Raw genomic sequence first — 19,018 nt, 5'->3', positions numbered from 1 at the left:
GAGCCTTTATTTAATCCGGTGACTCTGAAAATAATCCTGCCAATCCCCCTGGATGGTCACCGTAACGGTGTCCATTTTACTGCTGAACATATTTTTTGCAGTAAAGGTAAAAGTCACAGGACCGTCCGGCAGCCTTTCAAATGAGGAATCATACAGCTCTCCGTTCCATACCGTTCTGCTGCTGTCAGAGGGAGTAAGCAATATATGATACCCTCCCGTCATCGAAACCTCCACTGAATCAGGCATCCCCGTTGTATCTGCACGAAGCACAAAGCTCTCTCCGGCCCAAAACACACTATAGCCCCGCGGACTCTCTGCTGTTCCGCTTTTTTTCATATTATAGGTCTGACGGTTAGTATTCCAGTCCGCCGTATGGCGCACCCCGCCCTGAACAGTCAGCAGGTTAACCATAAAATATTTGCGCGGAGACACTCCGCTCCAGCTAAATCCGTCATAGACTTCAACCTCAACAGCGTACTTCTGATTCTCAGTCAACACTGCGGCAGGAACCTGCCACTCTTGTACGGATGAGGCCTGTTCCCCTGACTGTGCTGCGACAGCACCGGTAGTCAGATTAATGACCCTAACTTTATAGCGCTGCTGTTCGTCGCCGTCCTCATCCTGATAACCCCATTTTATTACAGGCGTCAGCGTATTGCTTACTGTCGGAACGGTCTGGCTGCTGCTGGCGGGATACGTTATGCTGGCTGCCGGAATACGGTTGGCTACTGTAATCGTCTGCGCCAGTTCGCGCGAGAGCCCCAGCGAATCCGTTACAACCTGCCGCAGAATAAAGATGCCGTTAGTATTGAACTGCTTGGTGAAGGTGCTCTGCGAGCCGGCCAGCCCTTCTGTTCCGCCGGATGGCTTAAGGTAATAGCTGTAGCTGATGCTGTCACCGCTCGGGATATCCGGGTCTGACGCTGTACCTTGGATAGTCAGCTCATCCGTCCGATATATCGGTACTACGGCGGCGTTGCGGCCGGTATCTGTCATGAGTGTAAACCCTGGCTGCGGAGGGTTGTCGATGATAAAGGCCCGTTCATTCGAGACATCAGACCAGGAATTCATGGAATAGGCCCGGCCTAATACAGTAAACAGCTTAAATCTTTCAAAGGTCCCGTTAGTCAGCTGATATTGCCGCACAGTGCCACTGCTATCCGTTCCTTCTACCGTCTTGGCCAGTATGCTCTCCTTGGTGAAGAACTCAAGCGTGTATTTCTCCTGCGGATCATTCTCCGGGTCGGTATAAGTCCATTTAATGGAAGGATCACCCGCAATACCGGCATCGATTATAGTTGGACTGTTCACAGTACCCAGAGGAGATGTCAGAGACATTGATGGCTTCAGATTTTCTGTAACATATACTTTGAGATTAGCCACATTGGATTTCGCACCAATCTGATCAATTACCCAATGTTCAATGGTGTAGGTTCCGGTGTGGTAGAACGTCACATCTATCGATTTATGGTTGCGGAGGATACTGGCCTGCCCCGCGCTGTCGATAACCCTCCAGTAATATTGCAGGCTGCTTACATCGGAGCTATCAAGATCGGCTGCTCCGGAACTGTAGTTCCTTGAGGTGTACTGTGTAGCTTCAATAGGCCCGGATACATCCGCTGTGGGGACATGATTCAAAATTTCAAACAGCCGTGTGGCATAGGCCTCCTGACTGCCGTCCGATACATTAAGTCTCATCTCCCAGTCTCTTGATATTGCAGCCTTATCTGTTATTCCAAGCCCGCTGATCAAATTCCGGATGACTACATTCTGGTTCCGTGTACTGCCGCTATAGCTATAGCTGCTGTTTCCCTTGCGGCCGTACCAGGTGTAAGCCAGTACATCACCGTCTGCATCAGGGTCGGGAGTTGTATTTTCCATAGTCACAATATCATCACGGTATACTTGAGCAGGCATGTTAAATTGAGCAACCGGTTTATTATTAATGACCGAGGCCCATTGCGAGTAATAACCGGACCACGCCCCCCTGTTGTCACGCACCCGCAGGATAACCTGATAACTCCCCACTCCGTAGCTTGTTAAGCTTGGTGGAATAGTAAGAGCTCCGTAGTGATAATACACTTGGCTGCCATTTTTGCGAATGACCCATTCATAGGTATCCAGATCATCATTGTCCGGATCATACGATTTATCGGTTATAGCCGTACTTTTACGGTAACTTACATTAACCGGATCAATAATAAAGTTCGCTACCGGCGGTAGATTAGCACCGGTACCCAGTACTTGGGAGGTCCAGTCGGACCAGACGCCGTAACCTTTCGGCCCGTCTACATCCCTGACCCGCAGCCGTAATTCATAGGCATCACCTGTAGGCCGAGTACTCAGCTGCCCCTCATTCCATGCTTCATCCCCTGATTTTCGCCATTGCCATTGGCGATCAGACAATCCTTTATCGGCTGCGCTTGTATGATCAACATCATACGAACTGTCAGTAATCTGTATATTGTTTCCAATCAGCTTAGCCGAAAACATAGCCGTAGGTTTCCTATGTACTAGAAATATAAGAGAAGACTCGTTGTCCCTGCTCCACTTGCGGAATTCATCGAAATGATCACCCGAGGGATTGTCCCTGACCTGCACGATAGCATTGTACCAGCCCGAATGAGCAAACGAGGTATACACCGATGTCCGCCATATTCCCGAGTCAACCAGCATTGATGTAGGATTATCGAAATAGTTCGGGTTATGCTCATACCTGAATCGGGTAGCTATTTGCGGATCGGCTTCATAGTCTATATAAGATGGACTGATTTCTACAGGTGAATTAATTAAATAGTAGTTCTTATTCTGCAGCTTGTTTTTAACGTTAAAAGTGAACTGGCCGCTTGCTTTATAGTTACGCCTATCCACTACGGTCACTGTACCTGTATAGCTGCCAGGTGGTATGGAATCATTAATAGCATCAATAGGGACAGTAAACTGCTGCGCTGTATAGGAGTTATAGATTTTTATCCTGCGGTAATACATATTCGGAACCTCTACTATGACATCCAGTTCCTCATTGTCCGGATCTTGTGCATATCCGGTCACATTCAGAATATTTTGACCCTCTACATTAAAGAGCGTAGCTCCGTTTTGAGTGGTCAGATTAAGCGTAGGTGGAGAGTTCACTTCAAGCTTTGCTTCAACTTTATCTATCAGCGGATAATAGTTGCTGGGTCCGTTATACAGAACGTCTTGAAATTTAAAATTTGTACGAATTACTTTGGGATCACTCATTAATAGACGCGTATTAAGCCAGTCTCGCACGGAATAGTCATTAACATAGTAGGCAGCCGGTATCGTCAGCTCAGAATATACATGCGGCGTTATAGCTTCATTGTAGTAATTATTGGGATATATAAGATGAGCATCAAAGAATGGCCCCGGTGTAGGTATTGAATTCGATGCCCCATATGCGTAATAGTAAGGAGCAGCAAAATTTTCTTCCAGGTTTGCATTCAGACCTTGAAAATCTCCGATAACCCACTGATCCACTATCATCATTGAATATCCGTAAATATTATTAAATCCCCAGGAAGAGTCTGGATCTCTTTTTACACGGTCTATATTAATGGACATATTAATTTCGGACATGTCGTAACTCAGGACCCTCGTCACCCGGTTGAACTTTATATTTGTAATTTTAAAGCTGCTACGGTGGGCGGTAATTGTAGATTCAACATATTGTGACCATTGTGCCCAGCTATCCGCACCCCCCTCTACAAACCGTGGGGTAACATAAGTCCCATTAAACTCCGGAATCTCCACATCCATAAAGTTTACAATAGATGTATCAGCAGCATTTACCTCAGACTCTGGCATGCAAGGGAACATAGTTACAATTAATACAACACATAAGATGATTTTGACAAATAATCTATACATAGATGATTTTTCTCGTTTCTTCACCCTAATCTATCCCTTCTACCAAGACCAGTCCGATGTCGGCGGACGATTATCAACCGTTACAATTCGTTCAAGCACTGGCTGCGCATCTGTATTCGCAGACTTGCGATCTGCTGCTGTCACAAAAGCATCTATAGTCGGTTGCCCAAATTCTTCTGTAACAGTCAAACGTATTTCATATCTCCCCACTTTCGCCGGATAAAAATTAACCCGGTCAAGGTTAGCGTTACTGATTGGGACCCAGCTCTCTTCTGTAAAATTACCGTTGTTATCCGAATCATAGCGATATTCCCACACGCGTTTTGCCAGGTAATCGTAGTCTGGCGAAACGGTGAAGTCCTCCAGCATTACGCTTGCTTTGTTACCGTTGTCCGGATCACGGTAGACTATAAGCGGCATGGAAATATAGGGTACAGGTGCATCATCTGGCACGACAGTGAACGTGAAAGAAGTCGTTCCTGAGTAGCCGGCAGTATTTTCAACATATAGAGCAGCTCTATACTGGCCCGGTGTTTTCATAAGCACATCCACTTCTTTAACTCCAACAAGACTTCCGCTATATTTGATATCCGCAGGGGTGCCCCCCGATACCGCAGTAATAGTAAAGCGTGTGGTGCTCTCTATAATCGGAAAATCATCGGATATATTTTTTGTTGCATTCCGGATTGTTATTTTCCGATTTTGCTTCAAGACTCCCAGCAATTCAATCTTCGCTTTAGGTGCAGGTGCCACAATCTTGATATCCCGGGAGGTAGTAGCTGTAAGGCCGTCATTATCTGTAACGGTAAGGGTGATGGTCTGTGTTGTATCAATGAAATCCAGATCATACGAGGTATCACTGGACTTTCCGTATAGAGCCATCTTAACATTAGGATGCTGCCAGGAATATTTGACAATGGTACCATCAGGATCGTAAGACTGGGCTCCGGATACGATGAAGTTTTCCCCTGCGACCACTTGGTCAGGCATAGATATTCGGGCTACTGGAGGTTTCCCGGCTGCCGGTGTGGGCGTAGGGATAGGGATGCTACTTGGCGGCGGACCGTTATACGTACCTGCATTGATAGTAAAATTCTCACTTAAAGATGTTATTGTTCCAGAGGCTGTAACTATCGGCTTAGCAAACCTTACAGTTACGGTTAATGTGTAATTTTGAGTAAACTTAGGCTGCGTAGCAGCTTCCTGCTTTGAAATGACGAAGTCAAACTGCCTCTCGCTGGAAAGAACCTTCGCTGTGTCCTTCTTAGTGACTAATGATGTATCATTGCCGGTTTTTTTGGCATAAAAAACCCACTCTAAGATGTTCGATGTATCGGTATACGCAGCCAGAGACCCTTTCAAAGATAACTTTACCGGCACAGCCTTTTCTATGTACTTTTCCGGATTAGGGTTAGGTTCAAGAAGTGCGACTTCTCCAGATAGGGTTGGCTCTGTTGGAAGGGGATAGTCGAATGTGACCGTACCGGCATAGCTATATGAGGTAACTTTGGCTGTGCCTGTGAAGTAGTATGGGAAAGAGGTGTAATAGAGCCAACCTATAGCCGAGCCCCCCTTCATGTAATCTGGTAAATCTTCAGGCTGTCTTTGTGCAGAGGGAATATTATAGGTAACTAGAAATTTTCCGCTGTTTACTTTCGCCTCTCCTTTGTCCCCATTCATTAAATCTTCCGTAACAGGAGTAATACTGGAAAGTATTATACTGCTATAATCCACTATGTCAGTTCCCTTACTGTCATTCCTATACCATTTCGCTGTACTTGGTTCTACTGGTTCCGATCTTGTCAGGACAGTATTTTTAGGAGGAACCTCTGATGGAGTTTTAGCATCTTGTGCATTTCTAATTTTATAAACATTGATTTCTTTTTCTTTGTCATACTCATTTATTTGCCAGCGTCTTCCGTCTGAATACAGCCAAATGGAGTTTCCTGGATTTGACTTGAAATGATTATCTATTCTTCCTGCAGTTCCTTTTACCGGGAATGATTCGGTGCTCTCATTACCTTTTAGTTTCAGTTTAATCTTTCCGTTTTCTAAGGAAATAGAATCAATAACAGTATTATTACCGGAATACTTGAACGAGTTTGTTTTTATAGAACTTACTGAAATACCATTAGGCAAATCTAAAAAATATACTTTTGCGGAATTGCTTGAACCTATCAAACCCTTACTAACTGGAATAGCAACGGTCGCTGCTTTGACATTAGGAACGAGAGCTGAAAACACACTCATAGGACTAATGAGGTCAATTAACAGAAAGAGAATACTAATACGGCTTAATACTTTAATTTTCCTGTTACTCATTTTTCTCTTCCACCACATCTAGGTAAGATTTAGCACCTTTAACATCAAGAAAGATATAAAAGTATTTAAAATCACCATTATAAGTGTAAGCCTGATATGAGCTAAGTTTTTGACCCGGATTAAGTTTCCAACCCCAAAGTGCTAAAGGACTGTTCATTTTATCCCAGAGCTTATCGGGCATTTTTACAGATGCTTCTTTACCAAAAAACAATCTCCATTTTTCCGCTAAATCCTTAGATGTTAGCTGCACAAGATATTTACTATTGTTGGATATTGTAAACTTAGTCCAAATAAAATATTTATCATTTGCTATCCCCGTAAAACCGTACTGTTTAATCAACGCCTGAGCCGTAGCCGACTTAGTTTCATAAATCATAATTTTCTCAAGCGTATAGCTGAAGCCATCAGCCGTTACTGTAGCCGGCAACTCGATATCCTTCTTCAGCCCATATTTAAACAAATTATCCGTCATAACGGCGGCTGCGGGCTTGGTGGTAGTGGGAGCTGGCGCAGCTGCAGAAACCTCACTATCCTGAAATCCCCCACCCATTGAGAGCAATTGGCTCAACAGAAATACTGCTGTTGTTACTTTAATAATCGACTTCTTCATAATCATATCCCCTTTAATTGTTTTAGAATTACTCCTGAACTGAACTAATGAAGCCTCCGCCTAATCACCCATCCTATACTCCTGTACTGCCGGAACAACGATGGCCTCTTGGACTTTTGAACGGGAGATTAGGACGGGATGCTGTGTTTCAATGACGGCGATGACAGAGGGTCCTTGTATGTATTTGGTAATGCCGTATGTACTGTCTTCATAGAGGAACGGAAAAGTAACACCTGTTGAATCATCGACAATGTCAAACTTTACAATCTTCACTTGTTTTTGCAGCCTGCTTCCTTCCAGGGGCGATAAGCCGGCATCAAGCCCGAGATTGCGTTGCAGTGACTCCCGGAAGGTGGTGTATGCTTCAGCAGGATCGATGATTAGACGTCCTTGCGCCCGTGCAGTCTCGCTCAGCTCCTGTGATGCATCATGCACGGCATTGTTATTAGCGTCTTTAAGCATGCTGCGCAGAATGTCCCACTCCTGATTTTGAATCTGAAAAAACCAGGAGTAGACAAAGATCAGCAGGACAAAGGCCAGTTTGATTACGTAGTCCATAGCTTAGAACCATTCCCCAATTAGTCTAGATATTCACTCATTATGGAACCGTGCCCGTAGTAACGCGCCGGCTGAGACTTTCCCGAGAAATCGTAAGGGAACAGGTTTAACCGGGGCGCACTAATGTACACATCGATCCGCTGCTTACGCTCCTGTACAGTCTCTGTATTGCTTGAAATATCAATGGAAGCCTCAGGAAATCCAACAGCCTTAAGGTTGGCTATGACCTCTCTTTTCATGGAGCTGGTGACCAGACCTTCTGTAGCAGCTTTTTGTGTAATATACGAGGTGTTGGCTTTGACCTGCAAATCCAGAAGATAATCAATATAAGTAAAAATAGGCTGAAGCAGAATAAATAAAACCAGCCACATGAACAATGCCCGCAGGACGGTTTCCTTCACCCGGATCCCTCCTTCTAGTACTGCTCAACTTGCTTGGTGTGCTGGATAACGTCATCCTGGCTGCCGCCGATTATATTCGTAGCCGCAGCGATAAAAATCCCGGCGACCACAAAACCGATGGCTAAAAACATGGCGACTGAAATGGAGTCCTTTTTCATAACGGATCAGACCAGAGGAAGCGTCGTTCCGTCAGCAGTTGCAACCCGGTGTGGTTCTAGAGGCTGACTCATTGTCACACCAGGAATCGTTGGTCTGTTATCATCTGCAGCTCCCACTACATCGCGGACTACAGGAATCAGAATTGCGATAACAATAGCCACACACAGGAATCCGATAGCGATAAACAACCCGGTAGAAATAGCATCTTTCTTCATTGTTAAAATCTCCCTTTTCATTTTATATTTTTAATGGAGGTTTGAATATATCAAAAACCTCATATAAGCAAATTCTTAGCTTCCTCAGCTAATAAAATTACTGGAACATCCCCACCCCGTTGAAATTCCCTTTAATCAGCATGATGTACTGCATCGCCAGCGAGACGATCATCAGGAATGTAGCAATCGACGGAATGACATTAATGAGCGTGGAGACATCGCCGATGAAGGACCATTTTTTCAAATACTGATCGCTGGATATTTTGGTGATAATCTTACCCTGCTCCCGCAAATAATTCGCTGCTTCGTTATCATCGTCCATCCCTTCTGTAGCCAGCAGAATCGACCGGATATCATTAATAAAAGCATGGCTCTCCGGAAATTTGCCGCAAAACCACTCGATCGCCTTTTCCGTGCCCTCATCCACCGCCCGCTCGGACAGCTCATACAAATCCTGACGGATATAATGAAACTGATTGGCCGTTCCCGCGCAGAAAGCGCCGAACTGTACATACCCGCGCTTACGCAGCCGGTTATTCTCGTATAGCCGGATAAAGGAGATCAGCTCGCCGTCCTTTTGGATCAGCGTTTTCTGATACAGCCAGGCGAGCAGCCAGCCAAACGGCAGATAACGCATCGGGCTGCTGATAATTAGGATAAGCAGGGCAACCAGCAGGTCCATACCGGAAAAAGGTGCTACCCGCACATAACTGCCAATCCCCTGAACAGCCAGATAAATCAGCGCAGCCGAGTAACGGAAAATGGTGATTTTACCTGCTGATACCGAAAGTCCGCTTGCCTGGAGCAGCTGCTGCAGCCGTTCATTCTGGAGCTTTTCCCCAAATGAGGCCCACTTGATGCCAAGCCTTAATGCATAACGCTCCTGCCTGGTGCTGCTGCTCACAAAAACCAGCAATGACAGATATACAACCCCGCACACCGCAACCAAAAGCAACAATCGTTCCATTACAATTCTCCTCAGTGGTAATCCAGTTTGGGTCTGGCAAGTATGGTACTGATGATGAAGGAAACAAACAGTCCGGAAATAATGACCATCAGAAAGGCAAGTCCGACCTTTGTCTGGAACTGCAGCTTGAAATAAACGTCAGGTTTGAGCATATACATAAAAGTTCCTACAGAGGACACCAGCACAACCAGATTGCCGTACAATCCCAGGCTGATTGCATCCCTGCTGCCAGCTTTTACCGTTAAAATCGTCTCGCGCTGCTGCTCCATTGAGCGGTTAAGCATCATAAGTGAGCTTTTGAGATAACGGGTCCCCTCCTTCTCGCAATACAGCAGATCCGACACAAATTCTATGGCAAACGTAGTGCCGATCGCACCTGAGAACCGCATCGCCTCCGCTTTGAGCTCATATTCATTGCTATAGTTGGAAAAAGCCGCTCCCAGCAGCCTCAGCGGGGTCTTGAGCACGTTATCCTCAGTCAAAAAATCCGCCGTCTTTGATAAAATACTGTCCACCGACAGATGTGTAAATTTGGAGGAAATTTTGATCACATCCAGCAGATCATAGCTGCCGCGCACTTTTCGCTGGGCATAGGTGTATCTCATCCGCCAATACGGAATACTCGCCGCGAGACCAGAGACAAACAGCGGAAGACGCCAGGCCTCCTGAATCGGCATCCGTTCCCCGAAGCTGACTCCCTCCAGAAAAGGATTACTAAAGCTCATATGCCCGGGCAGCTCCCTGAGCGTAAGCAGGGTAGACAGGAAAACCGCAGCGAATAAACCTGCTGTCATGAGCAAGAAGCGCATTACACTGATTCCAGGCTCATATCTCCGGTGTGCAAAATACAGCAGATCATCGAGATGCCGGTACAGCCAGATCCGCTTATCTCCTCTGCTGACTTTTTTGCGTAAAAGACTTCTCCTGAGGTTCATCCGCAGATCAAACTTTTGCCCGAACTGCCTCATATGCCGCTCAATCAGCGGCTTAACCATTAGCCACAGACCAAAGACAACCAGTAAGTGAAGGGCCAGACGGATCATATAAAAGACAAGCTCCACACTTAACTCCCCCTCATTCGTTCAACACAATCCTCGACTTTAGGCTTTCCTTCAATGGCTCCTCCATTGGCTTCATGGCTGCCAGGTGTCCCAGTTCCCGGATGAATGCGCGCGTGGCCGCGGCATTCTTTTTAGTCATTCTGGTCATCAGCTTCCCGGTCAGCTTGTCATTATAGCTCCAGGCCAAGCGTCCCTCCTCCCAGCGCATCAGGTCATTGGCAAATACCGAATTGCGCTCTTCGTCATAAAACACCTCGGAGATCCTTACCAGCCGCTTCTTCCCGTCCGGAACACTCTCGAGAATAAACACCAGCTCACAGGATTTCAGTGCCGAGATTAGATGCCCTTTAAGGCTGCCTCCAATCCGGGTAGAGACCGCAAAAGCTCCCTGATACGGAATATCCTCCGAATCAACGGTATGGAAGGTTCCAGTAATGCCGTCATAGCCCTTCTCGCCGCTCCACAGATAGAACTCCCACTCGTTGTACCGCATTTCGGTCATATAGAGAATATTCGGATCATGGCGCAGCGACTCCACACCGACCTCCATCAGCTCCTCGTTGGCAGCCTGAATCGGAATAATCCGGTGTCCTTTGATCTGATACGGCAAAATTGACTCCGGATGCTTCTCAATCATCACCACGCCCATGCAGGAGCTTGATCCCAGCAATTGTTCACCGACGATCGTGTTGGCAAAGGTGGTTTTGCCTGAACCGACAGCACCGGCGATGATTGTGTTGCGGAAGGTGGCTGTCAATGCGCGGATTAGCTCAATGGCTTCTGCAGGGATACATTCGGTGCCCGCCTGATCCTCCAGATCAAGGAACTCAACCACCTGCCGCCGCATGGAGATTGTCGTAAAACCGTCCCATACTCTGGGTGACACCCAGATTGCAAGCCGGATGAACCGGCCGGGCCACAGCGGATCATCCATCTTGAATTCGACTGAGGGATTGTCCTTGTTGAGCTTTTTGTCGGGATCGCTTTTGAGGAGAGAGCGTTTGAGCTGCTCCACCCGGTCCAGCGAAGGCATATCATACGGATAAGCTACAAATTGGCCGCGGTAATTGTAAAAGATCTGCCGCCCGATCATCTGCAGCCCGGTAGATTCGCTATAAGCCCGGTCAGTAAACCAGCGGTATGCCGGACCAAATCCCTTCCATTCATGAAAAAGCGCCTCTGCAGCAGTACGGTAAGCCTCAGGCACCCTGCCGGTAAAGGGGGTCTTACGCAGATACTTTTCAATCTCATTCATAAAAAAGCTCACCGCCTGCGCATCTCCCGTCAGCGCCTTGGCATTCAGTTCAAAATAGCTGTCGTCCTCCCGTTCCAGCCCGGCGTTCATGTCCTGCTTCATCTTTTGCAGAAAAGTATAAAAATCTTCCTTTCCCGGCTTACTGGTGCGGAGTACGCTCTGTTTCAGAGAAAAAAAACTGCGTGTCTCCAGTAGCGGGGCTTCATTGTATTCAATCATTGAAAGATCCCCTTCCTCCGCGCTTCCGCTGCAAGCCCCAGTGATACCAGCATAGCGTGAACCTTGTCGTCTACCTGCTGCAGCTCTTTTTTGCCTAAGGGCAGAGTGTCAAGCAGCGGCTGATAATACGGCAGCTCCAGCAGAATTTCACAGCCGAAGCGCAGTGCCAGGCTTTTGGGTGAGGTCATCTCCTCCAGATTGCTGCGGTTCACAATCCACTGAAAGTCCTGCGGATGCAGATCCATATGCCCGGCAAGCTCCATCAGAGCCTGCAGCCGGTACTCATGCCGGGGATGTGTAACCATCATGCGCAGCGCTGATTTCTGCATTCCGGTGTACCATGCGGCGCTTTCCGGAATCGAGCCGAAATCAGCCACAACCACATCAGCATGCGAATGTGCCTCTGCCAGCAGATAGGATATTTCTTCCTCCTGATAATCATGGACGCTCAGATAGTCAAAGTTACCAGGCAGATACATATATCCATCCTGCTTAATCAGCCCTTCGAAATCCTCAACGTGCAGCATTTTTCCTGTGATCCGCGACCGCAGCCTGTCCAGGCTGATTGTTGCCTTAGGGTCATAGCCGGGATCATACAGATCCAGCCCCAGCAGAATCACGCGGAATCCCGCTGCGGCAATCCGTCTGGCAAACAGCTTGGCTACACTTGTACAGCCGATTCCCGGACCGGAACCGAAAAAGCCTACCAGGCTGCTCCGTTCCTCATGCTCCTCCTCCATGATGTACCGCAGCTTTTCAATAATGGCCGAAGCTGTTGAACGCGGGGGAACGAACATGATTCCCAGACTTTCGCACAGCATATGAACAGCCTGATAGCCGCGGACTCCCCTTTGCAGATACAGGTACAGGATGGTGGACTGCACAAATCTGCTTCTTAGCCCGCTCAGAGCGGAGACAGGCACCTGTTCACTCGTTACCAGCAGCAGATGGCCTTCGGCATGTGCCGGCTCGGGCAGTACATTTTGCGTTATCACCGTAAAACCGGCCAGCTTCAGCTCATTAATCGTCAGCTGCGCTAGACCTAAACTGAAGATTTTCATAGAACGCCCTCCTTTCTGTTTCCTTTATTCCACGCGTACAATCCACAGCTTCAGGCCCTGCTCCAGATACTGCCCCAGCAGCTCACCTTCACTCTTTTTGAGCTTTAATTCCGGTGTCGCTACTTTTCCGGTAGAAGTTACGCGGTTGTTGGTATTGCCATTCTCCGAATCAAGCACATCGTTGTTATCCTCGGAACGTACATAATTTACAGTAACGCCGTTTAAGAAGACCTTGGGTACAGGCGGCGTAAGTCCGGCTTCCTCCACCCCGCCTCCAGATCCTAAACCGCCTGCCTGCTGTAAGCTGCTCCTGCCGTCAGTCCCCCCAGTGCTAATGTTCCCGGTAATCGTGCTCGTGCTCCTACTCCCTGTGTTGTTTGCTTTGTCGCTCGCTACCAGGTATATATCCACCTTATCTCTGCTGCGCAGCGAGCCGTTGATGGCATAGATCGCTTCTTTGGGAATGGGGAAAATCCCCTCATCCACCTGAGGCTCCAGATCGCTTACATCCACCAGAGAATCAGTCAGTATGCTTCCGTCCATCAGATTCACATTGGTAATTTTGTTCTCCACCTGACTTAGCTCCGTAATGACACCTGAAGGGATATCTTTGGTCTGTACGGAATCGAGATAGAGATCCCCTTGCTGCAGCTGATAGTTTTTGGGTATGAAGCCGCCATCAGCGGCTCTAATCTTAACCACCGTCTGAGACAGCACATATGGCTTGAAATACAGATCGTAACCGAGCAGCCCGCCGAAGCCGGTAAACAGAATCAGAAAGGCAAACAGATAATTGCGTTTTAACAGTTGTCCTCGCTGTGAAGCCAAGCCCTTACCTCCCTCTAGAACCGTTTTTAGGAACAAAAAAAGGCACTTTGGCAGACTTCGCCAAAATGCCGGTAAAATACTTTTTTACCTGTAATGCTCTTCAGAACTATTAGATTAGTTAAACACTACAGTTTTGTTGTGATGAACCAGAATGCGGTCTTCAATATGCCACTTCACAGCCCGTGCCAGCACGACCCGCTCGATCGTACGGCCGATCCGCTTCAGTTCATTCACATCATCGCTGTGGCTGACCCGCTGCACATCCTGTTCGATAATCGGTCCGCCGTCCAGCTCCTCCGTTACATAGTGAGCGGTTGCGCCGATAATCTTTACACCGCGCTGATATGCTTGTGCATAAGGCTTCCCCCCGACGAAAGCAGGAAGGAAGGAATGGTGGATATTGATAATCCGGTGCCGGTAATGCTCGATGAAGGACGGCGAGATGATCTGCATGTAGCGGGCCAGAATAATCACATCGATATCGCTGCCGATAACCTCAAGCTGGCGTTTCTCAGCCTCAGCCTTGGTGTCAGCTGTAACCGGGATATGATGGAACGGAATACCGAAGGATTCAACGTAAGCCTGCATATCTGTATGGTTGCTCACCACCATGGCAATATCCGCATCCAGATCACCGGCCTGCCATTGCCAGAGCAGCTCCACCAGACAATGGTCTTCTTTTGAGACAAAGATTGCCAGTCTCTTCTTATGGGACACATTAAAAATCTGCCAGTCCATCTTAAAGCGCTCGGCAACTCCGCCAAAGATATTGCGCACTTCATCCAGCCGCTCATCCAGCTTAGGCAGATCAAATTCCACTCTCATGAAGAACATGCCGCCGTCCGGGTCCATCGTATACTGGTCTGACTGAACGATATTAGCTCCATGCTGATACAAAAAATGCGAGACAGCCGCTACAATACCCGGCCCGTCCGGGCAAGATATGAGCATCCGCGCCCGGTCCGGATATTGTCCGCCTGAAGAATGATCTCTTTTTACATGCAATTCCATAATCCCCTGTCCATCCTCTCATCTGCTAGCGCAATCTATAGTTCAGTTCAGCCTAAGCGTTAACCAGTACCTGCTTGCCTGCAAGATAAGCAATCAGACGCTGATTAAGCGCCTCCTCGCTAAGCTGCGGGAAAAGCCCGGCTGCCAGAACATTGTCATACAGCCGTTCCAGCGGTTCACGCGGATCTGCCTTTTTAGCCTTGGCATCGTTCTTGAGCAGCTCCCACACATCAAGCACATAGCGGCGCGAATCAATCTCCTGCTTAGCGAAGAACGAATGCAGCTCCTCTACCTCCTGCAGGAATTCCGGTCCGAAGCGTTCTGCCACATTACCGCGCAGCAGAGCGATTTCGATCTCATACATCGGACGGAGCTTCTTGGCATCCTTCCCGATCCATGGAGTCTCCAGAATAAACGGCAGTTCTGCAAGCGCCTCGTGGTGAACAACCTTATTGATACTCTCGAAGCCAATCCAGCCTGAACCAATCGGAGTATGACGGTCCTTACCTGCTCCGCGCGGATTTTTGCTGTCATTGATGTGGATTACACCCAGCCGCTTAAGGCCGATAATCTCATCGAACTGATGGAGCACCCCATCCAGATCGCCTACAATATCATAGCCGGCATCATGAATGTGACAGGTATCCAGGCAGATGGACAAACGCTCGTTATGTTCGACTTTATCGATAATGGAGGCAATCTCCTCGAAGCTGCGGCCGATTTCCGTTCCTTTGCCGGCCATTGTCTCAAGGGCGATATGCACATCCGTCTCGTTCGTACCGCCAAGCACTTCATTCAGGCCATCGGCAATCCGCTGAATACCATATTCTGCATCCTTGTCGGTAAAAGCCCCCGGATGAAGTACAATATGCTTGACCTCCAGCTGATGGGTACGGCGGATCTCCTCCTGCAGGAAATCAACAGCAAGCTGATAAGTATTATCCTTATAGGAACCCAGGTTAATAATATAGGGAGCATGAACGACAATCTCTTCAACGCCGTTCGTTTTCATTGCCAGCTTGCCTTCAGCCGGATACATTGCTTCAATCGGCTTGCGGCGCGTATTCTGCGGCGCTCCCGTATATATCATGAACGAACTGGAACCATACTCATTTGCTTCATTGGCTGCGCTAAGGAGACCCTTGTCCGCGCAGGACACATGTGAACCTATTTTCAGCATGCCTTTTTTCCCTCTTTCCTTCACGAATTAACCCTTATTCTACCGTGATCGGGAAAATAAATCTAGGCAAGCTCCAGCCGGCCGTTTCCGCTTCGCAAAACTTTGGAAATACGCTATACTCTAGAGGTGAAATCAGTTTGTGACAATCCTCATTGTCAAAGGCGGTGTATACATGTCTTCTACTTTAGATTTCAGGTTATTATCGTCAGTACCAAGCAACTGGTTTATGAACTCCATCGCGTTTTGGACCTTTTTACTGCTGGGCTGCATGTGCATCGGCGGTTATTTTATGTTCCGTAAATTTCTGAAGGTTCTGCCCAAGGCAGACGGCAGATCCAGGCTCGACTGGCAGAATTATTGGGTAGAACGCAGCCGGCCGCTGTGGAGCGATGAGATGAAGGCTTTTCTGGATCAGCTGGTACAGCCGGTTCCCGGACCCTTCCGCGATATCGCCAAGCACTCCATCGCTGCCGAGATCGGCAAAATCGCCGTAGAGAGCGAAGCTCCGGTGGTGACCCGTGAGCACTGCATCAAAGGCTATATCATGGCTACTCCGCGCCGGGATAACAAATTTCTTATTTCTTTTCTCGAAAAGAACGGTATCGACTATTCTCCCTACCGCCATCTGATTAAGTGAACCGCATCCTGAAACGGAGGCTCCTTCTATGAAATATATTATCTGCGGCGGCAGCGGCTTTATCGGCCGTGAGCTGGCAGCATTGTGGCTCGCGGCAGGACATCAGCTCATTGTCGCCGGGCGCACTCTGCCAAAAGCTGCAACTTCTCACCCTGCTCTCAGCTATACAACCTGGGACAGCCTCGCCGCCAATCCGGAAATTGCCGAGAATGCCGATGCGCTGGTCAATCTGGCCGGAGCTTCGCTTAGCCAGCGCTGGAGCGCTGAAGGTAAGCGCGCTATTATGCAGTCCAGGCTTGAAACGGTTGAGGCTGCCGGAAGGCTGGTATCAGCTCTGCAGCATAAGCCGCCAGTCATTGTGCAAGCCTCTGCTGTCGCCATTTACGGCACTTCACTCACAGATACCTATAATGAAGACTCTCCTGTCCGGGTGATGGATTTCCCGTCAGAGGTAGTCCATACATGGGAAGCTGCAGCTGATGCAGCTTACACAGGAACACGGCTGGTCAAGCTCCGTACCGGTGTAGTCCTCGGCAACGAGAGCGGAGCCTTTCCCAAAATGAAGCTGCCCTACGTGCTTGGCTTCGGCGGCAGAATCGGCAGCGGGAAGCAGTGGCTCTCCTGGATTCACCTGGAGGATATTGCCCGACTAATTGATTTCTGCATCCGTAACCCGGAGATAAATGGCCCCGTTAATGCTACCGCCCCCGATCCGGTGACTAACGGACAGTTCGGCCGGATGATCGGAAAGGTCTACCACCGGCCGCACTGGTTTCCCGTCCCTGCCTTTGTATTAAAGGCAGCCGCCGGCGAGCTGTCGGAAATTCTGCTGAAGGGCCAGCGGGTGCTGCCCTCCAAAGCTGTAAACCAAGGCTTTACCTTTAACTATCCGACGCTCCAGCCCGCACTGGAGCAGCTGAAGGCAGAGAAATGAGTCATCATCAGGCGGAGCGGAATGTATAGCTGCCCTTGATGATTGTAAATTCACTGCCCTCGGTCAGCGGATACTCTTTATAAGGAATCATCGGGGCTCCCTGATACAGCGTCCCGTTGCGCGAGTCCAGATCCTTGATGATATAACCGGCTGGGCCTCTGGAGATTTCAGCATGAACCCTTGAGGCCCCCTCCGATTTCTCTACATATTGGGCTACATCAGCTGAACGGCCTATAATGAAGCTGGCCCGGTCCAGTTCAATCTTCTCCGCTGCTCCATCCTCATCTGTACCCGTGCGTTCCAGAAACGGCCCAGTCCGCCCAGCCTGTACCTTTCCCCTGCCGGCGGCTTCACCTTCACGCACCTCCAGCAGCGCTGTTGCCGGCTCGGGAGCAGTCTGGGGCCTTGCGGGGGTCTTGTTATCAAACAATAAGCTTCCTGATTCCCGTCTTACTTGTAAAGGCAGCTTCTGTTCAACAACGGGAGGTGTCTGGGCACTGAACGGCATTACCGGATTTTTGCCAAAATCCCATTCAGACGCCTTCGGCCTGCGGTTTATTGAACGCTCCTCTGCTTCTAAGGCTTCACCCTCAAGCCTCTCCCCTCTTACGTCCCCGCCCAGTCTAACTCCCGTCATGATCCTCCCGCTCCAAACCATCCAGCATATGAATGCCAGTATAGCGGTAGCTGCAAGGCAGACCGACAGCCAGAGTGTTGACGGCTTGTCCAGATACAGGAACTTCCATAGCAGCGCATCAGCCAAAGCAGCGCCTAATGCCGCATAAGTTCTGTATGGGGACAAAATGACGTTGTCGGCCTCATCCATATCTTCAGATTCAGACAGGTCCGATTCATCTGCAAGCCTCAATCTCGGCAAGGGGCCTCCCCACGCCTGTTCTTTGCCCTGACTGCTGCAAGCTGCCTGTTCCTGCGGGCGGGCCAACGAATGTCTCCGGAGCGCAGAAGGAGCAGAAGGCTCTCCCGGCATAACAGCCTGCGGAAAGCCAGCCTGCCGTTCTTGTATATGCCGGACAGGCAATTCTCCAGAAACTGCATGCCCGGCCCCAGCCGGCATACTTGATGAAGCAGCTTCTGTACCCGCTGACAACCTGTCTACAAGCCCGTCGTCTGCCAGCAGCTCGGCAAGCAGGCTTTTTAGCCCGGCCGGGCTAAATTCCATACTTCCGCAATATTGAAGCAGTCGCTGCAGCCCGCTCCCGGACAGCTCGGTAACCGATGCCATGAGCACCATAACCAAAGATTTAACTGCTTCACCTGTAGAGACCAACGGTTCTGCCGGCTGCAGCGGTATGTAAGTAAGAAAGACCCTGCCGCTGCCCAGCGGCCCTTCAATAAATATATAATCCTCATGCAGCGCATACTGCTCTGCCCTTAGCATATAGAGCCTTCCCTCCTCCATTCCGCGGGCAATCTGCAGCAGCAGACTGAAAAGTTCGCCCATGCTCAGCCTTTCACTCTTTAGCAGGTGGCTGAGCATCTTGCGGCGGGAAACAGCATACTCCAGCGTTATCTTAAGATCAATTTCCTTGAGCAGCAGTCGCAGATGATGCGGGATGACGGTATTCATCAGCATTCTCGCCTGCACCATATTAAGCTCCGCTGCCGATAATCCCTCCGCGCTTCCAAGCTGCATAGAAATGCCGTCCTGCTGGATAAAATCCCGGGTTAATCCGAACAACAGCGTTCACCCC

Annotated in this window: 17 protein-coding genes; 2 read left to right on the top strand and 15 right to left on the bottom strand. The window is 48.9% G+C overall.

What is annotated here, in order from left to right; all coding sequences use genetic code 11:
• Positions 1-6: 6 nt before the first annotated feature.
• The 14 genes from BN3772_RS07555 to BN3772_RS07495 form a co-directional block, all read right to left on the bottom strand.
• Positions 7-3,507 (bottom strand): hypothetical protein, encoded by a 3,501-nt coding sequence (locus BN3772_RS07555; RefSeq protein ID WP_157643562.1) that lies wholly within the window; start codon positions 3,505-3,507, stop codon positions 7-9.
• A 420-nt stretch (positions 3,508-3,927) separates the two neighbouring features.
• The gene (locus BN3772_RS07550; protein ID WP_042198341.1) at positions 3,928-6,210 is read right to left on the bottom strand and encodes a hypothetical protein; all 2,283 of its coding nucleotides are present in this window, start codon (positions 6,208-6,210) and stop codon (positions 3,928-3,930) included.
• Positions 6,203-6,820 carry a hypothetical protein gene (locus tag BN3772_RS07545; protein ID WP_042198339.1) on the bottom strand — a complete coding sequence of 206 codons (618 nt, stop codon included), beginning with the start codon at positions 6,818-6,820 and terminating at the stop codon, positions 6,203-6,205. The genes BN3772_RS07550 and BN3772_RS07545 overlap by 8 nt, the downstream gene beginning before the upstream one ends.
• Positions 6,821-6,880: 60 nt before the next feature.
• Complete coding sequence (locus BN3772_RS07540; protein ID WP_042198336.1) at positions 6,881-7,378, bottom strand: hypothetical protein; 498 nt, start codon at positions 7,376-7,378, stop codon at positions 6,881-6,883.
• Between the two features lie 20 nt (positions 7,379-7,398).
• Entirely contained in the window at positions 7,399-7,779 is a 381-nt protein-coding gene (locus BN3772_RS07535; RefSeq protein ID WP_042198334.1) for a hypothetical protein, read from the bottom strand.
• A gap of 14 nt (positions 7,780-7,793) precedes the next feature.
• Positions 7,794-7,937 carry a hypothetical protein gene (locus tag BN3772_RS30560; RefSeq protein WP_157643561.1) on the bottom strand — a complete coding sequence of 48 codons (144 nt, stop codon included), beginning with the start codon at positions 7,935-7,937 and terminating at the stop codon, positions 7,794-7,796.
• A gap of 6 nt (positions 7,938-7,943) precedes the next feature.
• Positions 7,944-8,153, bottom strand: coding sequence for a hypothetical protein (locus tag BN3772_RS07530; RefSeq protein WP_042198331.1), 210 nt, complete (start codon positions 8,151-8,153; stop codon positions 7,944-7,946).
• A gap of 97 nt (positions 8,154-8,250) precedes the next feature.
• On the bottom strand, positions 8,251-9,120 hold the full coding sequence (locus BN3772_RS07525) for a hypothetical protein (protein ID WP_042198328.1): 870 nt from the start codon (positions 9,118-9,120) through the stop codon (positions 8,251-8,253).
• Positions 9,121-9,131: 11 nt separating this feature from the next.
• On the bottom strand, positions 9,132-10,181 hold the full coding sequence (locus tag BN3772_RS07520; protein WP_042198325.1) for a hypothetical protein: 1,050 nt from the start codon (positions 10,179-10,181) through the stop codon (positions 9,132-9,134).
• Positions 10,182-10,194: 13 nt separating this feature from the next.
• Positions 10,195-11,655 (bottom strand): P-loop NTPase family protein, encoded by a 1,461-nt coding sequence (locus BN3772_RS07515; RefSeq protein WP_042198322.1) that lies wholly within the window; start codon positions 11,653-11,655, stop codon positions 10,195-10,197.
• Positions 11,652-12,716, bottom strand: a complete 1,065-nt coding sequence (locus tag BN3772_RS07510; protein WP_042198320.1) for a P-loop NTPase family protein — start codon at positions 12,714-12,716, stop codon at positions 11,652-11,654. The genes BN3772_RS07515 and BN3772_RS07510 overlap by 4 nt, the downstream gene beginning before the upstream one ends.
• 24 nt (positions 12,717-12,740) lie before the next feature.
• A complete protein-coding gene (locus BN3772_RS07505; RefSeq protein ID WP_042198317.1) occupies positions 12,741-13,544 on the bottom strand; it encodes a CpaB family protein in 804 nt (267 codons plus the stop codon).
• A gap of 114 nt (positions 13,545-13,658) precedes the next feature.
• Positions 13,659-14,555 carry a formyltetrahydrofolate deformylase gene (gene purU / locus BN3772_RS07500; RefSeq protein WP_042173604.1) on the bottom strand — a complete coding sequence of 299 codons (897 nt, stop codon included), beginning with the start codon at positions 14,553-14,555 and terminating at the stop codon, positions 13,659-13,661.
• A 52-nt stretch (positions 14,556-14,607) separates the two neighbouring features.
• On the bottom strand, positions 14,608-15,735 hold the full coding sequence (locus BN3772_RS07495; protein WP_042198314.1) for a deoxyribonuclease IV: 1,128 nt from the start codon (positions 15,733-15,735) through the stop codon (positions 14,608-14,610).
• A 172-nt stretch (positions 15,736-15,907) separates the two neighbouring features.
• Between BN3772_RS07495 and BN3772_RS07490 the strand changes: the two genes are divergently transcribed.
• Together BN3772_RS07490 and BN3772_RS07485 are read left to right on the top strand one after the other, a co-directional pair.
• Positions 15,908-16,372 (top strand): DUF2621 family protein, encoded by a 465-nt coding sequence (locus tag BN3772_RS07490; protein ID WP_042198454.1) that lies wholly within the window; start codon positions 15,908-15,910, stop codon positions 16,370-16,372.
• Between the two features lie 28 nt (positions 16,373-16,400).
• On the top strand, positions 16,401-17,306 hold the full coding sequence (locus tag BN3772_RS07485) for a TIGR01777 family oxidoreductase (protein ID WP_042198312.1): 906 nt from the start codon (positions 16,401-16,403) through the stop codon (positions 17,304-17,306).
• A 7-nt stretch (positions 17,307-17,313) separates the two neighbouring features.
• On the opposite strand, the gene BN3772_RS07480 is transcribed toward BN3772_RS07485, so the two are convergent.
• Entirely contained in the window at positions 17,314-19,005 is a 1,692-nt protein-coding gene (locus BN3772_RS07480; protein ID WP_042198309.1) for a DUF6382 domain-containing protein, read from the bottom strand.
• Positions 19,006-19,018: the final 13 nt, after the last annotated feature.

The sequence above is a fragment of the Paenibacillus camerounensis genome, assembly GCF_000723885.1.
GTDB lineage: Bacteria > Bacillota > Bacilli > Paenibacillales > Paenibacillaceae > Paenibacillus_AQ > Paenibacillus_AQ camerounensis.
The sequence above is the reverse complement of the archived record's forward strand: the minus strand, read 5'-3'. Positions and strand labels throughout refer to the sequence as shown.